23 protein-coding genes and 2 pseudogenes are annotated in these 20378 nt (G+C 56.5%); 16 read left to right on the forward strand and 9 right to left on the reverse strand.

Annotated elements, in window-relative coordinates; all coding sequences use genetic code 11:
• Positions 1-18 precede the first annotated feature (18 nt).
• The 4 genes from ACA068_RS17650 (at position 19) to ACA068_RS17665 (ending at position 2949) form a co-directional block, all read left to right on the forward strand.
• Positions 19-153: a hypothetical protein gene (locus tag ACA068_RS17650; RefSeq protein WP_497303581.1), complete on the forward strand. Its 135-nt coding sequence runs from the start codon at positions 19-21 to the stop codon at positions 151-153.
• 124 nt (positions 154-277) lie between these two features.
• A complete protein-coding gene (locus tag ACA068_RS17655; protein ID WP_497310617.1) occupies positions 278-706 on the forward strand; it encodes a hypothetical protein in 429 nt (142 codons plus the stop codon).
• 279 nt (positions 707-985) lie between these two features.
• Positions 986-2440 (forward strand): TrkH family potassium uptake protein, encoded by a 1455-nt coding sequence (locus tag ACA068_RS17660; protein ID WP_497303583.1) that lies wholly within the window; start codon positions 986-988, stop codon positions 2438-2440.
• Between the two features lie 182 nt (positions 2441-2622).
• The gene (locus ACA068_RS17665) at positions 2623-2949 is read left to right on the forward strand and encodes a hypothetical protein (RefSeq protein ID WP_497303585.1); all 327 of its coding nucleotides are present in this window, start codon (positions 2623-2625) and stop codon (positions 2947-2949) included.
• 62 nt (positions 2950-3011) lie between these two features.
• Here ACA068_RS17665 and ACA068_RS17670 read toward each other — a convergent pair whose 3' ends face one another.
• Positions 3012-3287 carry a hypothetical protein gene (locus tag ACA068_RS17670; protein ID WP_497303586.1) on the reverse strand — a complete coding sequence of 92 codons (276 nt, stop codon included), beginning with the start codon at positions 3285-3287 and terminating at the stop codon, positions 3012-3014.
• Between the two features lie 331 nt (positions 3288-3618).
• On the opposite strand from ACA068_RS17670, the gene ACA068_RS17675 reads away from it, so the two are divergent.
• Entirely contained in the window at positions 3619-4062 is a 444-nt protein-coding gene (locus ACA068_RS17675; protein WP_497310618.1) for a DUF6130 family protein, read from the forward strand.
• Positions 4063-4519: 457 nt separating this feature from the next.
• Positions 4520-4957 (forward strand): hypothetical protein, encoded by a 438-nt coding sequence (locus ACA068_RS17680; protein WP_497303588.1) that lies wholly within the window; start codon positions 4520-4522, stop codon positions 4955-4957.
• A 54-nt stretch (positions 4958-5011) separates the two neighbouring features.
• Here the strand turns inward: ACA068_RS17680 and ACA068_RS17685 are convergent, their stop codons facing one another.
• The gene (locus ACA068_RS17685) at positions 5012-5311 is read right to left on the reverse strand and encodes a tyrosine-type recombinase/integrase (RefSeq protein WP_497303590.1); all 300 of its coding nucleotides are present in this window, start codon (positions 5309-5311) and stop codon (positions 5012-5014) included.
• 437 nt (positions 5312-5748) lie between these two features.
• Positions 5749-6531: a CHAD domain-containing protein gene (locus tag ACA068_RS17690; RefSeq protein ID WP_497303592.1), complete on the reverse strand. Its 783-nt coding sequence runs from the start codon at positions 6529-6531 to the stop codon at positions 5749-5751.
• Between the two features lie 160 nt (positions 6532-6691).
• Between ACA068_RS17690 and ACA068_RS17695 the strand changes: the two genes are divergently transcribed.
• Both ACA068_RS17695 and ACA068_RS17700 read left to right on the forward strand, forming a co-directional pair.
• Positions 6692-7465: a ParA family protein gene (locus tag ACA068_RS17695; protein ID WP_497303594.1), complete on the forward strand. Its 774-nt coding sequence runs from the start codon at positions 6692-6694 to the stop codon at positions 7463-7465.
• A gap of 173 nt (positions 7466-7638) precedes the next feature.
• Positions 7639-8049, forward strand: a complete 411-nt coding sequence (locus tag ACA068_RS17700; RefSeq protein WP_497303596.1) for an arsenate reductase ArsC — start codon at positions 7639-7641, stop codon at positions 8047-8049.
• Between the two features lie 93 nt (positions 8050-8142).
• Here the strand turns inward: ACA068_RS17700 and ACA068_RS17705 are convergent, their stop codons facing one another.
• Entirely contained in the window at positions 8143-9216 is a 1074-nt protein-coding gene (locus ACA068_RS17705) for an NAD(P)/FAD-dependent oxidoreductase (RefSeq protein WP_497303598.1), read from the reverse strand.
• 550 nt (positions 9217-9766) lie between these two features.
• On the opposite strand from ACA068_RS17705, the gene ACA068_RS17710 reads away from it, so the two are divergent.
• The 3 genes and pseudogenes from ACA068_RS17710 to ACA068_RS17720 all read left to right on the forward strand — a co-directional run bounded on the left by ACA068_RS17710 (position 9767) and on the right by ACA068_RS17720 (position 12114).
• Positions 9767-10963 carry an IS256 family transposase gene (locus ACA068_RS17710; RefSeq protein ID WP_497303600.1) on the forward strand — a complete coding sequence of 399 codons (1197 nt, stop codon included), beginning with the start codon at positions 9767-9769 and terminating at the stop codon, positions 10961-10963.
• 154 nt (positions 10964-11117) lie between these two features.
• Positions 11118-11302, forward strand: a pseudogene (locus ACA068_RS17715) (hypothetical protein); the annotation flags it as partial.
• 371 nt (positions 11303-11673) lie between these two features.
• On the forward strand, positions 11674-12114 hold the full coding sequence (locus ACA068_RS17720; RefSeq protein WP_497303602.1) for a phage infection protein: 441 nt from the start codon (positions 11674-11676) through the stop codon (positions 12112-12114).
• A 177-nt stretch (positions 12115-12291) separates the two neighbouring features.
• Here ACA068_RS17720 and ACA068_RS17725 read toward each other — a convergent pair whose 3' ends face one another.
• Both ACA068_RS17725 and ACA068_RS17730 read right to left on the reverse strand, forming a co-directional pair.
• Positions 12292-12621, reverse strand: a complete 330-nt coding sequence (locus ACA068_RS17725; protein WP_497303604.1) for a DHCW motif cupin fold protein — start codon at positions 12619-12621, stop codon at positions 12292-12294.
• A gap of 160 nt (positions 12622-12781) precedes the next feature.
• Positions 12782-13636 (reverse strand): LysR substrate-binding domain-containing protein, encoded by an 855-nt coding sequence (locus ACA068_RS17730; protein ID WP_497303606.1) that lies wholly within the window; start codon positions 13634-13636, stop codon positions 12782-12784.
• A 105-nt stretch (positions 13637-13741) separates the two neighbouring features.
• Between ACA068_RS17730 and ACA068_RS17735 the strand changes: the two are divergent.
• From ACA068_RS17735 to cls, 3 genes and pseudogenes are all read left to right on the forward strand, one after another.
• Positions 13742-14374, forward strand: a pseudogene (locus tag ACA068_RS17735) (FMN-dependent NADH-azoreductase); the annotation flags it as partial.
• 264 nt (positions 14375-14638) lie between these two features.
• Entirely contained in the window at positions 14639-15199 is a 561-nt protein-coding gene (locus ACA068_RS17740) for a lipid-binding SYLF domain-containing protein (protein ID WP_497303608.1), read from the forward strand.
• Positions 15200-15332: 133 nt separating this feature from the next.
• Positions 15333-16688 carry a cardiolipin synthase gene (gene cls, locus ACA068_RS17745; RefSeq protein ID WP_497303610.1) on the forward strand — a complete coding sequence of 452 codons (1356 nt, stop codon included), beginning with the start codon at positions 15333-15335 and terminating at the stop codon, positions 16686-16688.
• Between the two features lie 58 nt (positions 16689-16746).
• On the opposite strand, the gene ACA068_RS17750 is transcribed toward cls, so the two are convergent.
• On the reverse strand, positions 16747-17436 hold the full coding sequence (locus ACA068_RS17750) for a winged helix-turn-helix transcriptional regulator (protein ID WP_497303611.1): 690 nt from the start codon (positions 17434-17436) through the stop codon (positions 16747-16749).
• A gap of 104 nt (positions 17437-17540) precedes the next feature.
• On the opposite strand from ACA068_RS17750, the gene ACA068_RS17755 reads away from it, so the two are divergent.
• Together ACA068_RS17755 and ACA068_RS17760 are read left to right on the forward strand one after the other, a co-directional pair.
• A complete protein-coding gene (locus tag ACA068_RS17755) occupies positions 17541-18482 on the forward strand; it encodes a carbon-nitrogen hydrolase family protein (protein ID WP_497303613.1) in 942 nt (313 codons plus the stop codon).
• A 46-nt stretch (positions 18483-18528) separates the two neighbouring features.
• Complete coding sequence (locus ACA068_RS17760) at positions 18529-18963, forward strand: GFA family protein (protein ID WP_497303615.1); 435 nt, start codon at positions 18529-18531, stop codon at positions 18961-18963.
• 183 nt (positions 18964-19146) lie between these two features.
• On the opposite strand, the gene ACA068_RS17765 is transcribed toward ACA068_RS17760, so the two are convergent.
• Entirely contained in the window at positions 19147-19638 is a 492-nt protein-coding gene (locus ACA068_RS17765) for a hypothetical protein (protein ID WP_497303616.1), read from the reverse strand.
• Between the two features lie 171 nt (positions 19639-19809).
• On the reverse strand, positions 19810-20280 hold the full coding sequence (locus tag ACA068_RS17770) for an anti-virulence regulator CigR family protein (RefSeq protein ID WP_083377063.1): 471 nt from the start codon (positions 20278-20280) through the stop codon (positions 19810-19812).
• Between the last annotated feature and the right edge of the window lie 98 nt (positions 20281-20378).

The following is a 20378-nucleotide window of genomic DNA, read 5'->3' on the forward strand; positions in this document are numbered from 1 at the left end:
GCATTCAGGAGGCGCAAAATGAGCAAGCAACCTCAACCCCGTAGCCGCTCCAACCCTCAGCCCAAGTCCCGGCCGGTCGTGCCTAACCTGCCCAGCATAACCGGCAACAAGTCCGGGGGTTTGCGCGGTAACTATCCGCCGAAGAAGCCTTGAAGATGAAAGGTGACGAAGATGAAAGGTGACAGATCTATTTAAAGCGTTTTGGGCGAATGGCTTTATGAAGCAAAGCAGTCTGACTGCTCTGATACATTCGCCCTTTTTCAGGAGGGAAAGCATTATGCGAAGGAGTATCGCAACGGGGGCTCTCTTGCTGACTTTGGGCGGGTGCGCAACCTCACCCATGCCGGTTTCTGAAGCGCGGCCAGTGCCGGCCGACAAGATGTACGCGTTTAAAAGCCAGGGCACGAAAGATCCTGGACGCCTGACCATTCTCCGTGATGACGGGTTTGTCGGTGCGGGATGTGACGCCCTGTTTTACATTGATGGTCAGCGCGCAGCCAAGATAGGTCCCGGTCAAAAGGCATCGTTCGTTTTGCCTGCCGGTGAAGTGAATCTCGGTGCCGGGCTCGCCGAATCTGGATTATGTGCGGGTGCCGCGATCAAAACGGTCGCGGCCAAGATCAAGCCAGGGAGAGAAGTGATTTATCGAATCAACTGGGATACGCAAGGTTTCTACTTGGGGCCCTACGTTGAATATGGACGTTGAGCCCAGACGGTTGCGGACTGCTTCGCATGCTGCACCACCTCGCGCGAGTGATCGGAGACACTGAATGAAACGAACTATCTAAAATAAATCCTAGAGGGCTGGGCACGACCCGTTCGATTTCCCACATTCGGACAGCATCAGTAAATGATGGGCTATTCGCGCGTCGCCCTTTGACGCACGGATCCTGACGGTTTTTTTGCAGAAACTTTACGCAAAATTTACGGGGTTATCAGTTTGGGCATCCGATACTGCGCGGTGAAAATTTGGAACGCTTTTGTTATGTCCCTCGCAGCCATTCGGCTTATCGGATTCATCCTAGGACTTTTTCTGATCACGCTGGCCGTGAGCATGGCTATTCCCATGATCACACTGGTGGCCTATGAGCGTAGCGACGATCTGTCAGCATTTCTCTGGTCGAGTTTGATCACCTTTATATGTGGCCTGCTGTTAATCGTGCGGGGACGCCCGGATACTGGCCAGCTTCGTCCTAGGGATATGTACCTGCTGACGACCGGAAGCTGGGTAGTTGTGTGCACCTTCGCAGCGTTGCCGATGGTGTTCATCAGCGATATCAGCTACACCGATGCATTCTTTGAAACGATGTCTGGTATCACAACCACTGGCTCGACTGTACTCACCGGTTTGGATAGCTCATCTCCCGGCTTGTTGATATGGCGCTCCATGCTGCATTGGTTGGGAGGTATCGGCTTTATCGGCATGGCTGTGGCGATCCTCCCACTGTTGCGAGTAGGCGGCATGCGTCTGTTCCAGACAGAGTCCTCAGATTGGTCGGAGAAAGTGACACCTCGCTCCCACATGGCAGCCAAGTACATTCTTTTGCTCTACCTTGGGCTGACTGGCATCGGAACCCTGGCGCTCTGGCTCGCTGGAATGACGCCATTTGAAGCGGTCAACCACGCAATGTCGTTGATCTCCACTGGGGGATTTTCGACTTCAGACTCCTCACTTGGGCATTGGACGCAACCAGCGATTCACTGGGTAGCGGTGGCCATCATGATTCTGGGCAGCCTGCCCTTCACCTTGTACGTCGCGACATTGCGGGGCAATCGGCGCGCGCTGATCAAGGATCACCAGGTACGCGGATTTATTGGGTTCCTGTTCGTCACATCGCTGAGCGTGGGAACTTGGCTGTATTTTCACAGCGATTACGGATGGTGGGACGCGTTTCGTATCGTGGCAGTGAACGTGACCTCGGTTGTCACGACCACCGGAATTGCGGTTGGCGACTACACCTTGTGGGGAAGCTTCGCTGTCTTGCTCTTCTTCTACCTGACCTTCGTCGGTGGATGTTCAGGCTCAACGGCAGGTGGTCTTAAAATCTTCCGTTTTCAGGTTGCAGCCGCTCTCCTGGTCAGTAGCTTGAAGCAGTTGATCCATCCTCGAGCCGTGATACAGAAGAAGTACAACGGTCATCCCATCGACGAGGAGATCCTGCGCTCGCTTTTGACCTTCTCGTTCTTCTTCACGATCACTATTGCGGCCATCGCCTTGGGCCTGGCGCTCATTGGGCTTGATTGGACAACAGCGTTGAGCGGTGCCGCTACTGCGGTGTGTAACGTCGGGCCAGGGCTCGGCACGATCATTGGGCCGGCCGGTAATTTCTCAACATTACCTGATTCGGCCAAATGGCTACTGACCATTGGAATGCTGCTGGGAAGACTGGAAATCCTGACGGTGTTGGTACTTGTAACTCCAGTTTTCTGGAGATATTGACCCACCTTGTATCTTGCGCACTGATAGCTGGCGCTATGCTCAGAGCATTCACACATGCCCTTTTTCAGGAGAGACAAGTGATGCGAAGGATTATCGCAACGGGGGCGCTCTTGCTGGCTTTGGGCGGGTGCGCAACCTCACCTATGCGGGTTTCTGACGCTCGGCCAGTGCCAGCCAGTGAGATGTACGCGATCAAAAGCCACGGTACGAAAGACTCGGGACGCCTGACCATTCTCCGTGATGACGGGTTTGTCGGTGCGGGATGTAACGCCCTGTTTTACATTGATGGTCAGCGCGCAGCCAAGATAGGTCCCGGTCAAAAGGCATCGTTCGTTTTGCCTGCCGGCGAAGTGAATCTTGGTGCAGGGCTCGCCGAGTCAGGATTATGTGCGGGTGCCGCGATCAAAACTGTTGCTGCCAAGATCAAGCCAGGGAAAGAAGTAATTTATCGAATCAACTGGGATTCGCAAGGTTTCTACTTGGGGCCCTACGTTGAATATGGACGTTGAGCACAGACGGTTGCGGACTGCTTCGCACGCCACCTCTAGTGATCGCCTTTTCCGATCTCGTTTTATTTCAGTTCCGTTCTTATTTCGGTTCCGGGCACGAAAAATTTACCGGGATCATCCACCTTCTTCAGGTCAACCAAGGCTCGGCAAATGCAATGTGAGAATTGTTTTTGCAACGTTTCGGGGTCTGTCCATGCAATTTGCGATGCTGGCAAATGTTGTGCCTCGGTCGATTTATAGCAGACACAATTGTCTAGTCGGGTGACGCCATTATCATTTGTGCTCTGACAAGCAGTGGTCAGCAAAGAGATCACGATGAGCATGACGAAACGTTTCATTGGCTCCCCTCCGAGGCTGTTGTGAAGGGCTAACGCTCAAGATCGGGCAGGATGTTGTAACGGCGTGGTGACCGCTGAAGGCGGTTATACGCCATGGCCGCAAAGCCCAATCTGCTCAATAAGCCCGACAGTAGAAAGAAGCTTAGCTGTCATTTTGCGTCGCTCCATTCACTGGCTATTTTTAGCCGATCACAGTCATTAAAAGGCTCGTATTCAACACCAATTGTCTGCCCCTCCCCTCTCGGCTGTTTTGCAGAGCGAGGCAGCTTTGGCATAGACAACTGCCCGGTTTGATCTAGCCTTGAAAGAGATCACACGGGAGAAAAACACCATGCCCCTCGCTCTCAGGAATCTATTCGCCCTTGCTTTGGGTGTGTTCTTTTGCATGGCAGCGTGGGGTCAAGGGGTAGCAGACACCGATCAGCCACCGGCCATACTCCCATTGGAGTCTGAGACGGGGCCAAAACTCATTGCCTATCCGCCGCTCGCCGCGCCGCTCGCCCGCGGAGTGGTCATCATCCAGTATCGAGCAGAGCACGCGCGGATCATGCCGGTATTTGGCAAAACGGCTGTTGAAGTATCACCACGTCTCGGTCACCTTCACGTGACCGTCGACGACTGGAAAGGTACATGGGCGCACACCAGTGAAGACCCGATTATTTTGGTTGGACTGACGCCGGGCGCTCACAAGGTGCTTCTTGAAGTGGCTGATCCGAGTCATAAAATTCTGACCAGTACGGTGGTTAGTTTTATCGTTCCGGAGACGAAGCCGTGAAGCAAAGGGGACCGAAGCAAAGGGGATAGATTTATTTTCGCTGATTTATTTTCGCTAGTTTCAACGTCCGCTTCTTGCCGATTTCTGCCTGGTCGGCACCGTCAGCTGTGGGTCGTCAAATGCCCTCCGCGACGGGCAGCTATCGGCCGAGGCTGTGTAAAAACGTTTTTGAGCGCGACAGGTACTCAAAACCGGACTGAAAATCGCGCTTCTACGCGAAATCCACATCTGCTGACGTGCCGACAAATTTCAGATTTAACGTAGACGCACACACTTCAATTTTGGCGAAGCGTTTTTACACACTCTGGGCCAAAGCGGACGTAATGGCGTTTGTGTAGTATCTGCCTCTTTTCCCACCTATATGAGGTGCCTGATGTCTGGTCGCCACTCCCCGTTCCCAGCAAGAGCTGTCCGAGACCTGTGAAACGCACGTTCGCTTTTGGGAACGCGACTGAGCGTGCTGCTGCACGACCAGTACTATTTCAACGACGAGAAAGATCTGGGATTCATAGGTTCTCTAGAGTGGCGTTTTGGCGAGCGAGAAGTTTTATCCATGTATCTTTTGAGTGATGGCGAGAGAGTAGGCGCGGACTTATTACCGTCTGATACTCCGGCTTCCTTCGAAACAGAGCCGAACGTGACCTGCTCCTGGAAGAGGGAAAACCTGCTTGCAGGTTTATCAGCAACCCACCTCGAGAACACAAAAATTTGCGCAATTGAGGGAATTCTTGACTCTTTCAACGGGCAAGAGCCTTGGCTGGCCGGATTCAGAGTTACGTTCGAGACCGGTGACTCCTTGATCTACGTTAACCAGGGCGACGATGCCGTCGTATTGATTAATGCGCTACCGCCAGCAAGTGCGGGCCTCGAAACCCGCTTCCTTACCTCCATTTAATGACAGCTTTGGGTCGAATAGCGACGGTCTTGCATCGACCGTCACTAGGGATGGTTAGACTTCCGTATGTTCCGCCATTTCTAGGGCATCATCGACCTCGATTCCCAAGTATCTGACGGTGCTTTCAAGCTTCGTATGACCAAGCAGGAGTTGGACCGCTCTCAGGTTCTTCGTCCTGCGATAGATCAGTGATGCCTTGGTTCGCCGTAGCGTGTGAGTACCGTACATGCTTGGGTCAAGGCCAATCGCGGTGACCCACGCTTTTACTATTGCCTGGTGGAGAGATGATCTGAGCTGTGCAGCCGGGTCGGAAACAAAAAATCCTCGGTGCGGAGGCGGGCCTGTCGCACCCAAGCCTCCAGAACGGTTCGGGTTTGCTCAGCGATTGCAAATTGCACTGGGTGCTGGGTTTTCTGCTGCATCACGATGACCCGTGACGACACATGTTCTCCATGTGCTATATCCCGTACTCCAAGCTTGGTTAAATCACAGGCACGCAATTTGCTGTCGATAGCCTAGTTGAGGAGCGCCAGATCCCGTGTCTTCTCCGCAAGCTGGAGCCTGACCCGAATGGCCCAAATATCTCTGACTCGAAGCGGGGCTTTTTGCCCGACAAGCTTTCCCTTGTTCCAAGGCTGATGTCTGTTTTTTACAAGAGTGTCCATGGCTCGTCCTCCACGTTGAGGGAGGACAAGGGTGGATCAGTCACAATGAGCAGAGGTCGTTAGCCGACCCATCGCGGACGCTCAAGAGTGGCGCCAAATGGTCAAGCCTTTCAAGGCAATTAGATATCAGTCTTTAGACTTCGCCAGGTCTTTCTCTAGGTGATCAACCAGCGACGCCAATTTTAGCTCGGCATCAGCCAGCGCCTGTTCTGACGCGACTTCCCAGTAGGGTGCGATTTCGAGCAAGTCAGGTTCAGCCTCGGCCCGCAGGCACCATTGATGATGATCGTGCCATGAGCCAAGCGACGCTTGTACCGACTTCAATTGAGCTCGGGATTTTGCCTTGAGCGGTGACAGTGTTGGAAACGCATCGGAGAGGTATCTCGCGTTTTTCACGATGATCCTCAGCTCGTGCCGATCAAAATCTTTATCCCGAAGTCCAGCGATCAGTTGAGTGATTCTTTTCTTCAGGGCTTTCTCAATTTGTCGTTTGACATCAACCAGCTCGCCGGCTCTCTCGGCTGTCCTGAACATCTCCGGCCATCGATGCAGTTCGGCAAATAGTTTGTCGAGCACCGGGCTGGTGGCGATCTTCCGATACTGTTCTGTCAGGGCTGCGCTTCGGCTCGTCGCCTGGCGCGGATAGCCCATTGTCTGCAGTTCACCAACGATGACCTCCAGATCCCTCGTGGGGGTAGTCGCTCTACCGACATCGGCTGCAGATAGATTCAACGCTGAGACCTCAGGCATGTTGCGCAGCGGACGCAAAAGGCTGCGTATTTTCCGCACCGCGATCCTCAGATCATGCAGGGCTTCGCTGTCGCTGTTGGCTTGGAGTCGGGCGCGCGAGTGATAGAGGGAGACTTCCAGTGAAATGATCTGAGCCACAAAATCGTCGACAAAAGACATCATCGTCCTCGTTTAAATTTGGGGGTTCGCAGAGCGTAGCAGAACTACTGTTCGTTGCCGCCATTGCGCACAGCGACTGCAATATAAAATTCATCAAGTTGCCGCTGTGGATTCGCAGGAAATCGATAGACTGGAATCTTTTGCCGCAGGAAGGGCGTTGATGCGTCGTGTTGTTTTCAATCAAAAGGGTGGTGTTGGTAAGTCGAGCATCGTCTGCAACCTGGCTGCTGCAAGTGCAATGGAAGGCTACCGGACGCTCGTTGTCGATCTGGATGCCCAGGCCAACTCTACTTATTACCTCACTGGCATGACCGGGAATGACATCCCGGTGGGTATTGCGGATTTTTTCAAGCAAACATTGTCTTCAGGGCCTGCTGCAAAAAAAAGTCGCGCTCAGATCATAGAGACACCCTACGACAATCTTCACCTCATCACGGCCAGCAGCGAACTTGCCGACCTGCAGCCCAAACTCGAAGCGAAGTTCAAGATAAACAAACTGCGCCGGCTGCTCGACGACATTTCCGAAAACTACGACCGGGTTTACATCGATACGCCTCCGGCAATGAATTTCTATGCGTTCAGTGCGCTCATCGCCGCTGATGCGGTTTTGATTCCATTTGATTGCGATACGTTCGCTCGCCAGGCGTTGTATCAGGTGCTGGCGCAGGTGGCCGAACTACAGGCTGACCATAATGAGTCACTGGTCGTTGAAGGGATCGTCATCAATCACTATCTAAGCACCACGGGTTTCCACCGCAATCTGGTTGAAGAACTCATCAAGGAAGGATTGCCGATTCTCCCCGTGTATCTCGGCAGTTCGGTCAAGATGCGTGAGTCTCATGAACGGTGCCAGCCTTTGATTCACCTCGACAGGCATCACAAGCTGACAGGCCAGTTCGTTGATCTTTTGAACGTGCTAGAGGCAGCAAGCTAAACCAGCGCTGTTCAATCTGACATGTTTACCGCTACTGCAACGGGCACGGATGATGCGGGCACTGAAAGATTTGGAAATAGTGCATGCCTTCGAATTGAAGTCGGTCGATCAAAACGCTGCTTAACTGAGCAATGTCGTTTTCTCGGATCACTGTTCCAGCGGAGGAGATAGAAATGACTGACAAATTTCGGGTGCTATTTGTCTGCGCGAAAAATGACGTCCGTTCACTGTTGGCGGAAGCGCTGCTTCGCCACACCGACTCATCAAACTTCGAAGCTTTCAGTGCCGGCTTGGAACCCGGCGAAATTGATCCTCGAACCCTGGAGTCTCTCGAACACACAGGCATAGAGACCAGCGGCCTGCGGAGCAAATCGATCGATGAGTTTGAGGGGGAGGAGTTTCACTACGTCATCACTCTGTGTGACAAGTCCTCCGAAGAAGCTTCGAGGATGCCATCGTCGGGTGAGGTGATCGTGTGGAGCTTTGAAGACCCGACGACGAGCGAGAGGCATGAGGCTTTTCGCCATGCATTCCAAGAGATTCACGACCGCATCAAAATGTTCGTCACGGTGAAGACAAGGTAGTGACGTTGGACGTGCGGTGGAATTTGCCTGCTGTTCTGAGACATACATCCCAGTGGCCGCGTCTGGCAGATTGCTGTCTCACAAGAGGATCCCCTACGCTTGGAAGAATCGATCGGGCCGGCATGGGCAAAGGGCACTGGACACCTTGTCATCGATGATCTCCTCGCTGGCAAGGCGTCCCACTACCGCCGCCAAAGTAATTCCAGGGTGCATTGCACAAACATAGACGCCGCCCACTTTTGGTAGATAACCGATGACGGGGATGCCATCGGCAGGCATGGGCCTAAGTCCGACACAAGCCCATTCCGGATCTATGGAAACAACACCATGGAGTTCGTTCTGGATTGTCTTGGCAGTTCGAAGCGCTATCGCTGCCGGCTGATTTTCCATGGCGTCGTCCAGGTAATCTTCTGCCGCCAGCAACGCACCATCCGAACTTTGCCTCACTTCCATTTCAGGGCTGGAGATGAGGGTGTGCACGAGGTTGGGTTGTGACTTGTAACGGATGAAAATGGCAGGTGAGGCCTCTATTGGCAGGGACACTTCAAGCATGTCTGTCAGCTTCGTGATGCCTGTCCCGGCTGCCAATACGACAATATCGGCATCGATGATGCCTATTGTTGTTTTGACTCCGGTCACCTTTGCACCCTGGGTTACAAAACCGAGCACTCGCGTCTGAGTGAGAGTTTTCGCCCCATATGCCTCGGCACCTGCGATTAACGCATGCGAAACTGCCACTGCATCCAGCGCCCCTTCTTCAGTCGCATATAAAGCAGACTGAGGAGGGTTCTTGAGATTTGGTTCAAGGTCGAGAATCTGCGATCGAGACACCAGGTTTGCCGAAGCTTGGTTACCTGAGATCGGCAGCGCTCCACTCGCCATCACGCTGTAAGACAAGGCACCTGTCCATCGTATCTTCAGACCAGGCAGCTGCGTTTCGAGTCGGCGGTACTCCTTGATTGCAGAACCGCGCAGTTGCGCAATTGGGTCAGGTTCGGGGTGTGAGGTATTGATCCAAGCGAATGAACTGCCAGTCACTCCGGAAGCTATACCTTCAGCCTCGACCAAGGTGACATTCGCGCCTTTACCTGCCAAGTGATACGCCAATGACGCGCCCACGATGCCTGCACCAATGACAACGACTCGTTTGCCCTGACCATTGCCCATATCAACCTCCGTTCTGTCGATGTGCCGATGGTACGACAGCTGGATGATTTCATGACATGAGAACCTGATCGTTCAGGACGCTTTTTGAGTGTCTGCTTCTTGCCGCTTTCCGCCCGTGCTGACCGGCAGCTAATGGCCCAGAGTGTGTAAAAACGCTTCGCCAAAGTCGCTCACTGTAGGGGTGTAACGGTCCTAGGACCGCCATAAATCTCCTACACAAACCTCGGAAATCCTAACCTTGCCCGTCGCTCCGATGAAGCTTACAGTCCGCCCCGTCGCCCAAAATGGCGATTCGGGTTTGGCGACCTGATCGATCGGATGCAAAAGCGCTGTGCTTTAATGCAGGCGCTTTTGCTTGCCCGCAAAGCTGTCTTTATGGCAGCTGTGCGCGGGAGACCTTCGGGTCTGCCGGTATTCCGATCCGATCGTGTCCCTGGAAGTGGTGTAACTGAAACCAGCTGAAGGCGCCTTGCGGCGAAAGAAGTGGGTCACCGTGGTTCTTGGCTAAGGTTGAGTTTGCAAAGACCTAACCTGAACCGGGAGAACCACGATGACCAAACCTACTGTCTCACTGAACGAGCTGCTGGAGAAAGGGGCTGACGTCGATTTGCTCAGGCAAATGATTCAATTTGTCGCCCAGCGCATGATGGAACTCGATGTTGAAGGCCTGTGCGGCGCCGGCTACGACATCAAGAGCATGGAGCGCACCAACAGCCGCAACGGCTATCGGGACCGTTTGTGGCAGACGCGCACCGGTGACGTGGATCTGCGCATCCCCAAGCTGCGCAGTGGCAGCTACTTCCCTGGCTTCCTGGAGCCGCGCCGCACCGCTGAAAAGGCCTTGGCCGCGGTCATTCAGGAGGCCTACATCCAAGGCGTCTCAACGCGATCGGTCGACGAGTTGGTCAAGGCCATGGGCATGACCGGGATTTCCAAAAGCCAGGTTTCACGACTCGCGGGCGAAATCGATGAGCGTGTGCACGCCTTCCTGGATCGCCCCATCGAAGGAGATTGGCCTTATCTGTGGATCGATGCGACGTACGTCAAAGTGCGGGAGGCCGGACGGATCGTCTCGGTCGCCGTCATAATCGCCGTGGCCGTCAACACTGACGGAGGTCGTGAAGTGCTGGGCATGCGCGTAGGCCCCTCGGAGGCTGAACCGTTCTGGACGGATTTTTTGCGCAGCCTGATGCGGCGAGGACTGCGGGGCGTAAAGCTGGTGATCTCCGACGCTCATGAAGGCCTGAAGGCCGCGATCTTTAAGGTACTCAACGCGACCTGGCAACGTTGCCGGGTCCATTTCATGCGCAATGCCATGGCCCATGTGGGCAAAGGCCAGCGCACCATGGTGGCGGCCCTGCTGCGCACGGTCTTTGCCCAGGACAATGAGGCCGAATCACGCCGGCAATGGCGTGTCGTGGCGGATCAATTACGCGAAAAGTACCCGAAAATCAGCCAGCTGATGGATGCCAGCGAGGACGAAGTCCTGGCGCACATGACATTTCCCAAGGCCCACCGGCAACAGATCCACAGCACCAATCCACTGGAACGCTTAAACGCCGAGGTCAAGCGGCGAACCGACGTGGTGGGCATCTTCCCCAACGACGCCGCCATCGTGCGCCTGGTCGGCGCCATGCTACTGGAGCAGAACGACGAATGGAGCCTGCAGAAGCGCTACATGCAGCTGGAAGGCTTCCAGGCGGTGAGTGACAACCCCACGGCTAAACTATCAGCCATAATTAACTGAGGCATCAAACTCAACAGCCAAGAACACGGGAGTTACACCACGTCCAGGGACACGATCTTCCGATCCCGGTTCGCCAACCTGCGTACAGCTTTCACCCAATCGTTTGGCGACGATTGAGGGACAGTCAATCTTCGCTTTGATCGGAGTTTTACCTTTGGAAAGATACATCCCCCTCACCGGAATCGACCTGATCCCGGCCTCCCTGCTCATCGACACCCAGGCTCCACTCGACGTCCTTCAAGCCATGGCCGACTACCGCATCCGCACCGTCACGCAGGTGCTGGAAACATCGCCTTCCGCGCCGAGCTCGGTTGCGACACGGTGGTGTTGACGGACTTCTGGTGCCCAACTTACCCAGCAAAACGGGCAATAAGTCCGGGGGCTTGCTCGGCAACTACCCGCCTAAGCGGTCGAATTGAGCGATGAGCGGTTCGTTTCCCGAGCCGTGCAGCAAGGTCAACCATCAGGACTTTCTCACCTCTTGAAACGAGGCTTCATGACCACCGGTAACTCTGGCCGAGGACCGGCACACGCTTCGCCATTATTGCTAAAACGAGCTCCGAGGACTTTTCGATGGCCGGCGGCACGGGCGTGAGGCGCATCCATTGCCGCCATCGATAGTCACCATCAACTCAATGAAGTTCTCTTAAAAACTCCGCGGCGTAACATCGCCTCCATACCCAACAACTACACCCCCGGAGCACACCATCATGAAACGCCAAATCCTTCTCAGCATCGCTTTCTCGGTTTTTGCAGTTAACGCTTTCGCCGCTTCTTCTGCTCACCCGGTTGTCGCTGAAGGCGGCTCGGATCGTCTGATTGAAAGTCGTGTGGCTGAGGGTGGTTCGGATCGTCTGATCGAAAACCGCGTCGCTGAAGGTGGCTCCGACCGTCTGATCGAAAACCGCGTTGCTGAGGGTGGTTCCGACCGCCTGATCGAAAGCCGCGTCGCTGAAGGTGGTTCCGACCGTCTGATCGAAAGCCGCGTCGCTGAAGGTGGTTCCGACCGTCTGATCGAAAACCGCGTCGCTGAAGGTGGTTCTGACCGTCTGATTGAAAATCGCGTTGCTGAAGGTGGTTCCGACCGTCTGATTGAAAACCGCGTTGCCGAAGGTGGTTCCGACCGCCTGATCGAAAGCCGCGCTGCCTGAATGAATGGCTTTACTGCGGCATCCAACAAGAAGCCCGGCCTGACAAGCCGGGCTTTTTTACGCGCTGATTTTACTCAGTCAAGCTCTGGACAGGCAGAATGGCCGCACAGCGCTGCCACAAACGTCCTTCGATGAGCTCCTGATTTTGCAATGGATCGACAAGGGTCAGTAACAGAGTCAGTCCACGATAAACAACTTCGCACCCGTGGTGCTGAAAGATCGATGCCCCTCAGCGTTGCTGCCCACCTGATAGCTCATCCCCGACGTAAGAGTGAACTGGCGACCATCCTCCAGTTCCGTGTGCAACTCGCCTTCCAGGCACAACAGGATATGCCCTCTCCAGCACCAGTGATCGGCCAGATAGCCAGGACTGTATTCAACCATCCGCACACGCGTCGAACCAAACTGGCAGGTTCGCCAATAGGCAGTGCCCGTCTGTCCGGCGTGCTGGACAGGTTCGACAGTCGACCAGTCGGTCGTACCAAAGGGAACATCCGTTAGATCCATGGGTGGCTCATCAATGACAGAGGATCTGTGGACCGTACCGCTCCAGTGGGATTCTCGATAGACACAGATGCCCCGCATTTATGAGATACAGGCGTCCATTCAAGCAAGATTGCCTGCTCGCAATCACTGACTCGAATGGAAGCCGCTACGCCAACGACTCTCAAGCCCTGCGCGTGGAGCAATACGCCACAATGAGCTGAGTGACCGCTGCCACCATCGCCTGATCCGCTTCAGGTGAGGCGAACAGCCGACATTGCGCATCCGGCAATTGCGGCAACCCTTGTTCAGCCCCAAGAACCGCCAGTCCCTGCCCCAACTGACTCAGTGGCATAGGCGCTATCGCGAAGCCTGCCAGGGCCGCCGCCCGCAACCCGGCCGTGCTGCTGCACAACATTGCCGTGCGCTGGGCGATGCCCGCCTGCGCCAGCCTCGTCAGCGCGGCCTCGCGATAAGGGCACGGCGCGGGGAACAGGGCCAGCGGCAACGGCGTCGGTAAGCGGGTGACGGGTTGCGCCGACCAGGCCCACACCAGCGGCTCCTGCCACAGCAGCAATCCCGCTTCGCTGGTTTCGCACAACGAACCGATGACCACGTCCAGTTGCCCTTGCTTCATCAGCGCCAGCAACGAACCGGGAATGTTCACCTGCACCTCGATTTCCATCCCGGGGTACTGCGCCGCAAAATCCTGAACAGTGCGCAGCAACCGAGACTCGACAAAATCTTCGGACACTCCGATCCGCAGCCGTCCATGAAACGGGGTGCGCGTCAGGTCTGTCCAGGCATCACGGTTCAGCGCGAGGATCGTGCGCGCATAAGCAACCAGGCGCTCGCCATCGGCCGTCAGTTGCTGAGAACGGGTGGTACGCGTCAACAGAGGCTTACCAATCTGTTCTTCCAACCGCCGCACATGGCCACTGACCGCCGACTGAGTCAGGTGCAGCTTCTGGGCGGCACGGCTGAAGCCGTCTTCATCGACGACCGTGACAAATGTCTTGAGCAGCAACGTATCGAACATAGTTTTATTCGTGATTAATCGCGTTTGTATTCACGATTTATATTCCAAGTACAACTATGTTGCAATGCTCCTCACCTGCCCTGCCCTCATCATTCAAGGTGTGCCATGACGACGCTTCTCCATATTCAATGTTCTCCACGCAAGCACCGTTCAGCTTCCCTTGAGGTCGCCCGCAGCTTCATTGCGCGTTATCAAGCAAACACCCCGGACACTGAAATCGTTACCCTCGACCTCTGGAACATGGCCCTGCCGGAATTTGATGATCTGGCGATGGAGGCCAAATACGCCGGACTCAGCGGCACGCCGTTGAACACGGAGCAACAGGAGGCCTGGAACACGTTGAAAGAACTGGCTGCGCACCTGCACCGCGCGGATGTACTGGTGATGTCCGTACCGCTGTGGAATTTCAGCATCCCCTACAAACTCAAGCACTTCATCGACCTGGTATCGCAGAAGGACATTCTGTTCAGCGTTGACCCGGAGCGCGGCCTGGAAGGCATGCTGCACAACAAACGCGCCGTGGTGATGTACGCCCGCGGCCTGGATTTTTCGGCGCAGTCGACCACGCCAGCGGAGCGCTTCGACTTCCAGAAGCCCTACGTGGAGGCCTGGCTGACATTCATCGGCGTCACGGATGTGCACTCGGTGATTGTGGAGAAAACCATCCTGGGGGAAGACGTTGATCGGCGCGCGCGTGAGGCCGCGACTCAGCAGGCCAAGAGCCTGGCAGACCGTTTGTCGCTGAGCGAGCCAAGGAGACACCGGGTTAGTGCCGCACGCCGTGTTGTGGTGGTTACCGACGAACCCGGCTCATCTACAGAGGTCAAAGCAGGTGATGGCATCGCCCAATGATCAAAGGCCTCTGGCCTGCTTCATTCATGGGCGAAGCCAGTCGTTCACACACTTTAGGGTGCGCCGGATAAATTTCAGTAGACTCCGATTCTGCCCAGGGCAGGTGCTGACTGCTGCTCACATCCAATGCTCCCTTATCGGAGTACGAAAATGACTCAGTCAATGCGGTTCTTCCTATCCATGGTCCTCGCGATTGTCTCACTGGCATCAGCGAGCCTCCTGAACTCTGCCGCTGCGGCAACCGCCGAGGATCTGAATACCGACTCTCGGCAAGCGTTGCAAACGCTCTACAAGACTCATCCATTTGCCGAGACCATGTCGCACAACGCCAAAGCGATACTGGTCTTCCCGAAAATCATCAAGGCCGGCCTTGTGTTTGGTGGCAGCTATGGCGAAGGCGTTTTGTTCAAAGGCAAGACAGTTGAGGGTTATTACAACTCCGTAACGGGGTCATGGGGGCTGCAGGCCGGTGCCCAGTCGTATGGCTATGTGGTTTTCCTGATGACCGACAAAGCCGTGAACTATGTTCGCGAAACCAAGGGCTGGGAAATCGGCGTAGGGCCCACCGTCGTTGTAGTGGATGAAGGGATCTCGAAGAACCTGTCCAGTTCGACGCTGAAGGACGATGCCTACGCGTTCATATTTGACCAGCAAGGGTTAATGGCCGGGGTCAGCATCGAGGGCACGAAGGTTTCCCTGATCAAGCGCTGAAACCTGTCCATCAAGGCGCCTTGCGTCGTCCGCAAGACGCCCGGACAGAGCGTTATCACCGTCCTCGCCAAGAGGTGGCCTGATGAATCTTCTAACCAGATGCAAGGGTGCCTGTATTCCTTTGGTGCTGTGCGTGGCTGCGTTCCTGACATTGGTGATTTCCTGCAGTACATTGCCGAGGATAGTGCCCGACATGGCTCGCGCGCCCTCTGCGCCTGTGCAACTCGACGGGGTACACGGACCTCTGTCGGCCGAGCGCAGCAAAGCCATTCTCGACCGACTCAAGTCCACCGGCGCAGAAACCAACATCTTCGATGTGCACCTCGCCATCGAAGAATCCGTTGTCGGTAGCCCGCTAACGGAAGGAAACAAGGTCGACTTGCTGCAGGACGGCCCCACCACCTACCAGTCGATGATCAAAGCCGTGGAAGGTGCGCGCGACCACATCAACATGGAGACCTACATCCTCGACGATGATGAAGTCGGCCAGCGCTTCGCCGCCGCACTGATCGCTCAACAACACAAAGGTGTGCAGGTCAATCTGATCCGTGACAGCGTCGGAACCCTCGGAACACCCTCAGCGTTTTTCTCTCGTTTGACCGAAGCGGGCATCAAGGTGCTGGAGTACAACCCGGTCAATCCGGCGACGGCCAAAGTGGGCTGGGACGTGAACCAGCGCGACCACCGAAAGCTGCTGATAGTGGACGGCCGTATTGCCTTTCTTGGCGGGATCAATATCAGCAGCGTCTATTCGGGGGGCTCGTTCAGCTCTCACTCGAAGACTCGCCCCAATGGTGATTTGCCCTGGCGCGATACCGACTTGCGCGTCGAGGGGCCGGTGGTTTCGGAACTGCAGAAGCTGTTCATCGGAACATGGACGGCCCAGAAAGGTGAACCGCTCGCCGCTCGCCACTACTTTCCGCCACAGGAGCGCAAAGGCACCGAGGTGGTTCGCGCCATCGGCAGCTCGCCAGATGAGCCGTTCAGCCTGATCTACGCGACGCTGATTTCGGCGCTGCATAGCGCGCAGACCGAGATATGGCTGACGAACGCCTACTTTGTGCCCGATCCGCAGTTACTAACAGCACTCAAGGAGGCGGCGGCCCGAGGCGTCGACGTCAAGCTGGTGCTGCCCAGCAGCACCGATTCGTCACTGGTGTTTCATGCCGGACGCGCCTACTACAGCGAATTGCTGAAGGCTAACGTCAAGCTTTACGAACGCCGCGACGCGCTGCTCCACGTCAAAACAGCAGTCATCGATGGTGTGTGGTCGAGTGTCGGCTCCACCAACTTCGACTGGCGCAGCTTTCTGCACAACGATGAAGTCAACGTGGTTGTGCTGGGCACCGAGTTCGGAAAGAAGATGCAGGCGGCATTCATGGCGGATCTGGCCAAGTCGAACGAAATCAAGCTGGAAAAGTGGCAGCGCCGCTCGCTCGCGGTGAAAGCCAAGGAGCAGATGGCGCGACTCTGGGAATACTGGCTATGAGTCGAGTGGCGCATCGACGGGGTGCGCTGTTTCGCTCACTGATAGGTATTTCGCCAACCTACCGAGTTACTGCCGCCCTCCTGGTCCCCGCAAACGCACTCGTACCCAGCCAGCGCCACAAATTTTCCGCGTCCTTCACCGCGCCATCCACACGCAGCTCTTGCGACTGAAGCACCTCCCGCGGTGTGCGGTCGCCCGCCCACACTTCGGTCAACGCGCGCACACTGGAGTCCACGACGAGCGTCAGTTCGCGGCCAGGGTCATCGCGGCATAGATCCGCCACACCCTGCTCCACCACCAGCCACCACGCTTGCTCGCCGGGCCGTGCGTCGCGGAACGTGAACTGGATGACCACCGGTCGCGACGGAAACGTCTCAATGCGCACGAACCGCCGCACGTCCCACATCAACAGGCCGGCGTCGAGCTGGTCATCGCGCAGGCGACTGCCGATCCAGCGTGCGCCCCAGTGCCCCAGCGCCATGATGATGGGGCGCAATTCTTCGCCCGCAGCGGTCAGGCTGTACTCCCAGACTTTGCCGGCGGCCGTGCGGTGCACGACGCCGATTTCTTCCAGATGGCGCAGCCGTTGTGCCAGCAGATTGGTGGACATTCGGGGGACGCCGCGGTGCAGCTCATTGAAGCGTTTGCTGCCGCACAGCAGTTCGCGCACCACCAAAGGTGTCCAGCGCTCGCACAGGGCTTCAGCACCGCGGGCGACTGTGCAGAACTGGCCGTAGCTCTCTTCCATCGCCTGGACTCCGCAATTGCAACGCTTCACTTTTTGAACTAGCCCGGCCACTTCGCCCCGCGCACGCTCAAGCCTTCGAAAGCCAAAAGCCAATGGAGAACGTCATGACCAAGGTAGCCATCATTCAGCGCCCGCCCGTGCTGCTCGATCGCAGCGCGACGATCGCCCGGGCCGTGCAATCGGTCGCCGAGGCGGCGGCAGCAGGCGCCTCGCTGATCGTTTTGCCCGAATCGTTCATTCCGGGTTATCCGTCGTGGATCTGGCGGCTGGCGGCGGGCAAGGACGGGGCTGTCATGGGCCAGTTGCACACGCGGCTGCTGGCCAACGCGGTCGATATCGCCAACGGTGATCTGGGCGAATTATGCGAAGCGGCCAGGGTTCACGCCGTGACGATTGTGTGTGGCATCAATGAATGCGACCGATCTACGGGAGGCGGCACGCTCTATAACAGCGTAGTCGTTATCGGTGCGGATGGCGCAGTGCTCAACCGCCATCGCAAGCTGATGCCGACCAATCCGGAGCGCATGGTGCATGGCTTCGGTGATGCGTCCGGGTTGCGTGCGGTCGATACACCGGTCGGCCGCGTCGGTGCGCTGATCTGCTGGGAAAACTACATGCCGCTAGCGCGCTATTCCCTGTATGCCCAAGGGGTGGAGATCTATATCGCGCCCACCTACGACACCGGCGAAGGCTGGATCAGCACGATGCGGCACATTGCACTTGAAGGCCGCTGTTGGGTGCTCGGCAGCGGCACCGCGCTGCGCGGCAGTGACATTCCCGAGGACTTTCCGGCGCGCATGCAACTGTTTGCCGATCCGGAGGAATGGATCAACGACGGCGACTCGGTGGTGGTCAGTCCTCAAGGCCGGATCGTGGCCGGTCCCTTACACCGCGAGGCCGGCATTCTGTATGCGGACATTGACGTCGCGCTCGTCGCGCCGGCGCGACGGGCGCTCGACGTCACCGGGCATTACGCGCGCCCTGACATTTTCGAACTGCACGTGCGGCGCTCGCCAGCGATACCGGTTCGCTACATCGACGAGTGAAGACAGCCATCCGTGCTGTATCGGCCATTGATAAAGGAGTCATGCCATGAGCATTGAACGGTCTTACAAAGGCAGTTGTTTCTGCGGCGCAGTCGAGTTCACCGTCAGCGGCGAACCGGCCGCAATGGGCTATTGCCATTGCGAGTCGTGTCGGCATTGGTCAGCAGGACCGGTCAATGCCTTCACGCTGTGGAAACCCGACGCGGTGCAAGTGACTCGGGGTGCCGACAACATCGGCACCTACAACAAGACACCGCGCAGCTACCGCAAATGGTGCAAGACGTGTGGCGGGCACCTCTTTACGGACCACCCCGAGATGGGGCTGATTGACGTGTATGCCGCGGTCATTCCGGATCTCGCGTACTCGCCGGCTGTCCACGTGCACTATCAGGAGACGGTGCTGCGGCTCAAGGATGGATTGCCGAAGCTGAAGGATGTTCCCGGCGAATCAGGGGGATCGGGGATCATCGTGGATGAATAGTGCTGGCAAAAGTAGTGTCCGGGATTGCAGCTTATGCCGGTTGCTACCTGATCGGCGCTCAAGCAGCGGCACAACTGAAAACGGGCACCGTAAAGGCGCCCGTTTTTTTTCGGTGTAGTCGCTTACATCAACCGATACGGCTTCAACGCCCGGCCAGGCAGCAGACCGATTCAGCCTCGCGGGTCAGTACGGGTTTTTTGATCCCGAGGATGCCGCGTTACTCAACCCTTTCGCGTTGTGATCGCCTGGAGTCGAGGTCGAAATCGCACCGGCTTTGGTGACGCCGCGCGTATCTCTGGATTGGGCGATGCCTGAAGTCGTTGAGCCTTTACTGCGATCACCGTTGCGTTCACTGCCATAGTGGTTTCCGCTTTCACCACGGTCGCGAACGGCCTTGCCGGCATGATCGCTGGACAGTCCCTTTCCACGGCCACTGCTGTCAGCGTTGCCGGCGTGACCGGACCCGCTGTGACCGCCACCCGTGCCACCGCCATGGCCACCTCCATTGCCACCGCCGTTACCGCCACCACCACCACCACCACCACCACCACCACCACCACCCTCTTTCGCATAGGCGGAGTTCATGACGGACAGGTCAACGGGGAGCAATGGCGCAGCCGCAAGCATCAGGGCGCAGGACATGACAGCAAAAAGACTCTTGCTCTTTAAAAGCATGGTGGCTTCCGTAGGTTGATATCGCATGCCATAGGACGCAAGAATCCCTTTTCGGTTCCTGGCCCTGCGACGGACGGACGGCAATGGATGCGGGCTCTGATCAGCATCAGAGCCTGGAATGAACCACGGGTCTTTTGTAAGTGGATTCCAATCGCACTCGCCACTCAAGCGCTAATCAAACGCACCGTTCAATACTTCATAAATCAGCCCGGTGGCCAGCGCCACCAAGATCAAATCGGTCCCCGCTTGCTGCCATTCGTATCCGTCGTAATGAGGCAGCCTGCCGACCAGGCGGCCATCCAGTTTTTTGGCAATGCCGGGGGGCAGCGGCTTACCGCGCGCGAGGTTCTTTTGGATACCCGGTGGCAATGCAGGGCCGGGGCTCCAGTAGTCCCGATAGCCGCCGACAATCCCCAGAATACTGTTGTGATTGATACTCGGGCCATGACCCCATTCGCCGCCCCCGGTGTTTTTGCCTTGGCCGGCCTGGCCTCCCTGGTTGCCATGGGCCTGGCCGTTTTGCGGGTTTCCCTTGCCGTTCCCCTGGCCCTTTCCATTACCCGGATCGGCCAATGCCGTTGCCGAGCCGCAGACCAGTGCAAGACTTGTAACAGCGGCAATCAATGAGCGTGATGTGAACATTGGGTCGTTCCTTCAGTAAGGGGGAAATATCCCTCGTTAAAATTTAGCCGTTACTGAGGAGATCGGTTCCCTTCCTGTCGCCAAAAGTATTTAACCGG

It is taken from the genome of Pseudomonas sp. LBUM1660, from assembly GCF_059695935.1.

Excerpts from the sequence above, each read along its gene's own strand:
- ACA068_RS17730 (WP_497303606.1), bottom strand. The coding sequence starts at position 13,636 with ATGTTCGATACGTTGCTGCTCAAGACATTTGTCACGGTCGTCGATGAA.
- ACA068_RS17665 (WP_497303585.1), top strand. The coding sequence starts at position 2,623 with ATGTACGCGATCAAAAGCCACGGTACGAAAGACTCGGGACGCCTGACC.
- ACA068_RS17670 (WP_497303586.1), bottom strand. The coding sequence starts at position 3,287 with ATGAAACGTTTCGTCATGCTCATCGTGATCTCTTTGCTGACCACTGCT.
- ACA068_RS17710 (WP_497303600.1), top strand. The coding sequence starts at position 9,767 with ATGACCAAACCTACTGTCTCACTGAACGAGCTGCTGGAGAAAGGGGCT.
- ACA068_RS17725 (WP_497303604.1), bottom strand. The coding sequence starts at position 12,621 with ATGGATCTAACGGATGTTCCCTTTGGTACGACCGACTGGTCGACTGTC.
- ACA068_RS17770 (WP_083377063.1), bottom strand. The coding sequence starts at position 20,280 with ATGTTCACATCACGCTCATTGATTGCCGCTGTTACAAGTCTTGCACTG.
- ACA068_RS17765 (WP_497303616.1), bottom strand. The coding sequence starts at position 19,638 with ATGCTTTTAAAGAGCAAGAGTCTTTTTGCTGTCATGTCCTGCGCCCTG.
- ACA068_RS17660 (WP_497303583.1), top strand. The coding sequence starts at position 986 with ATGTCCCTCGCAGCCATTCGGCTTATCGGATTCATCCTAGGACTTTTT.
- ACA068_RS17650 (WP_497303581.1), top strand. The coding sequence starts at position 19 with ATGAGCAAGCAACCTCAACCCCGTAGCCGCTCCAACCCTCAGCCCAAG.
- ACA068_RS17675 (WP_497310618.1), top strand. The coding sequence starts at position 3,619 with ATGCCCCTCGCTCTCAGGAATCTATTCGCCCTTGCTTTGGGTGTGTTC.
- ACA068_RS17655 (WP_497310617.1), top strand. The coding sequence starts at position 278 with ATGCGAAGGAGTATCGCAACGGGGGCTCTCTTGCTGACTTTGGGCGGG.
- ACA068_RS17720 (WP_497303602.1), top strand. The coding sequence starts at position 11,674 with ATGAAACGCCAAATCCTTCTCAGCATCGCTTTCTCGGTTTTTGCAGTT.
- ACA068_RS17700 (WP_497303596.1), top strand. The coding sequence starts at position 7,639 with ATGACTGACAAATTTCGGGTGCTATTTGTCTGCGCGAAAAATGACGTC.
- ACA068_RS17750 (WP_497303611.1), bottom strand. The coding sequence starts at position 17,436 with ATGGAAGAGAGCTACGGCCAGTTCTGCACAGTCGCCCGCGGTGCTGAA.
- ACA068_RS17760 (WP_497303615.1), top strand. The coding sequence starts at position 18,529 with ATGAGCATTGAACGGTCTTACAAAGGCAGTTGTTTCTGCGGCGCAGTC.
- ACA068_RS17695 (WP_497303594.1), top strand. The coding sequence starts at position 6,692 with ATGCGTCGTGTTGTTTTCAATCAAAAGGGTGGTGTTGGTAAGTCGAGC.
- ACA068_RS17740 (WP_497303608.1), top strand. The coding sequence starts at position 14,639 with ATGACTCAGTCAATGCGGTTCTTCCTATCCATGGTCCTCGCGATTGTC.
- ACA068_RS17690 (WP_497303592.1), bottom strand. The coding sequence starts at position 6,531 with ATGTCTTTTGTCGACGATTTTGTGGCTCAGATCATTTCACTGGAAGTC.
- ACA068_RS17755 (WP_497303613.1), top strand. The coding sequence starts at position 17,541 with ATGACCAAGGTAGCCATCATTCAGCGCCCGCCCGTGCTGCTCGATCGC.
- ACA068_RS17705 (WP_497303598.1), bottom strand. The coding sequence starts at position 9,216 with ATGGGCAATGGTCAGGGCAAACGAGTCGTTGTCATTGGTGCAGGCATC.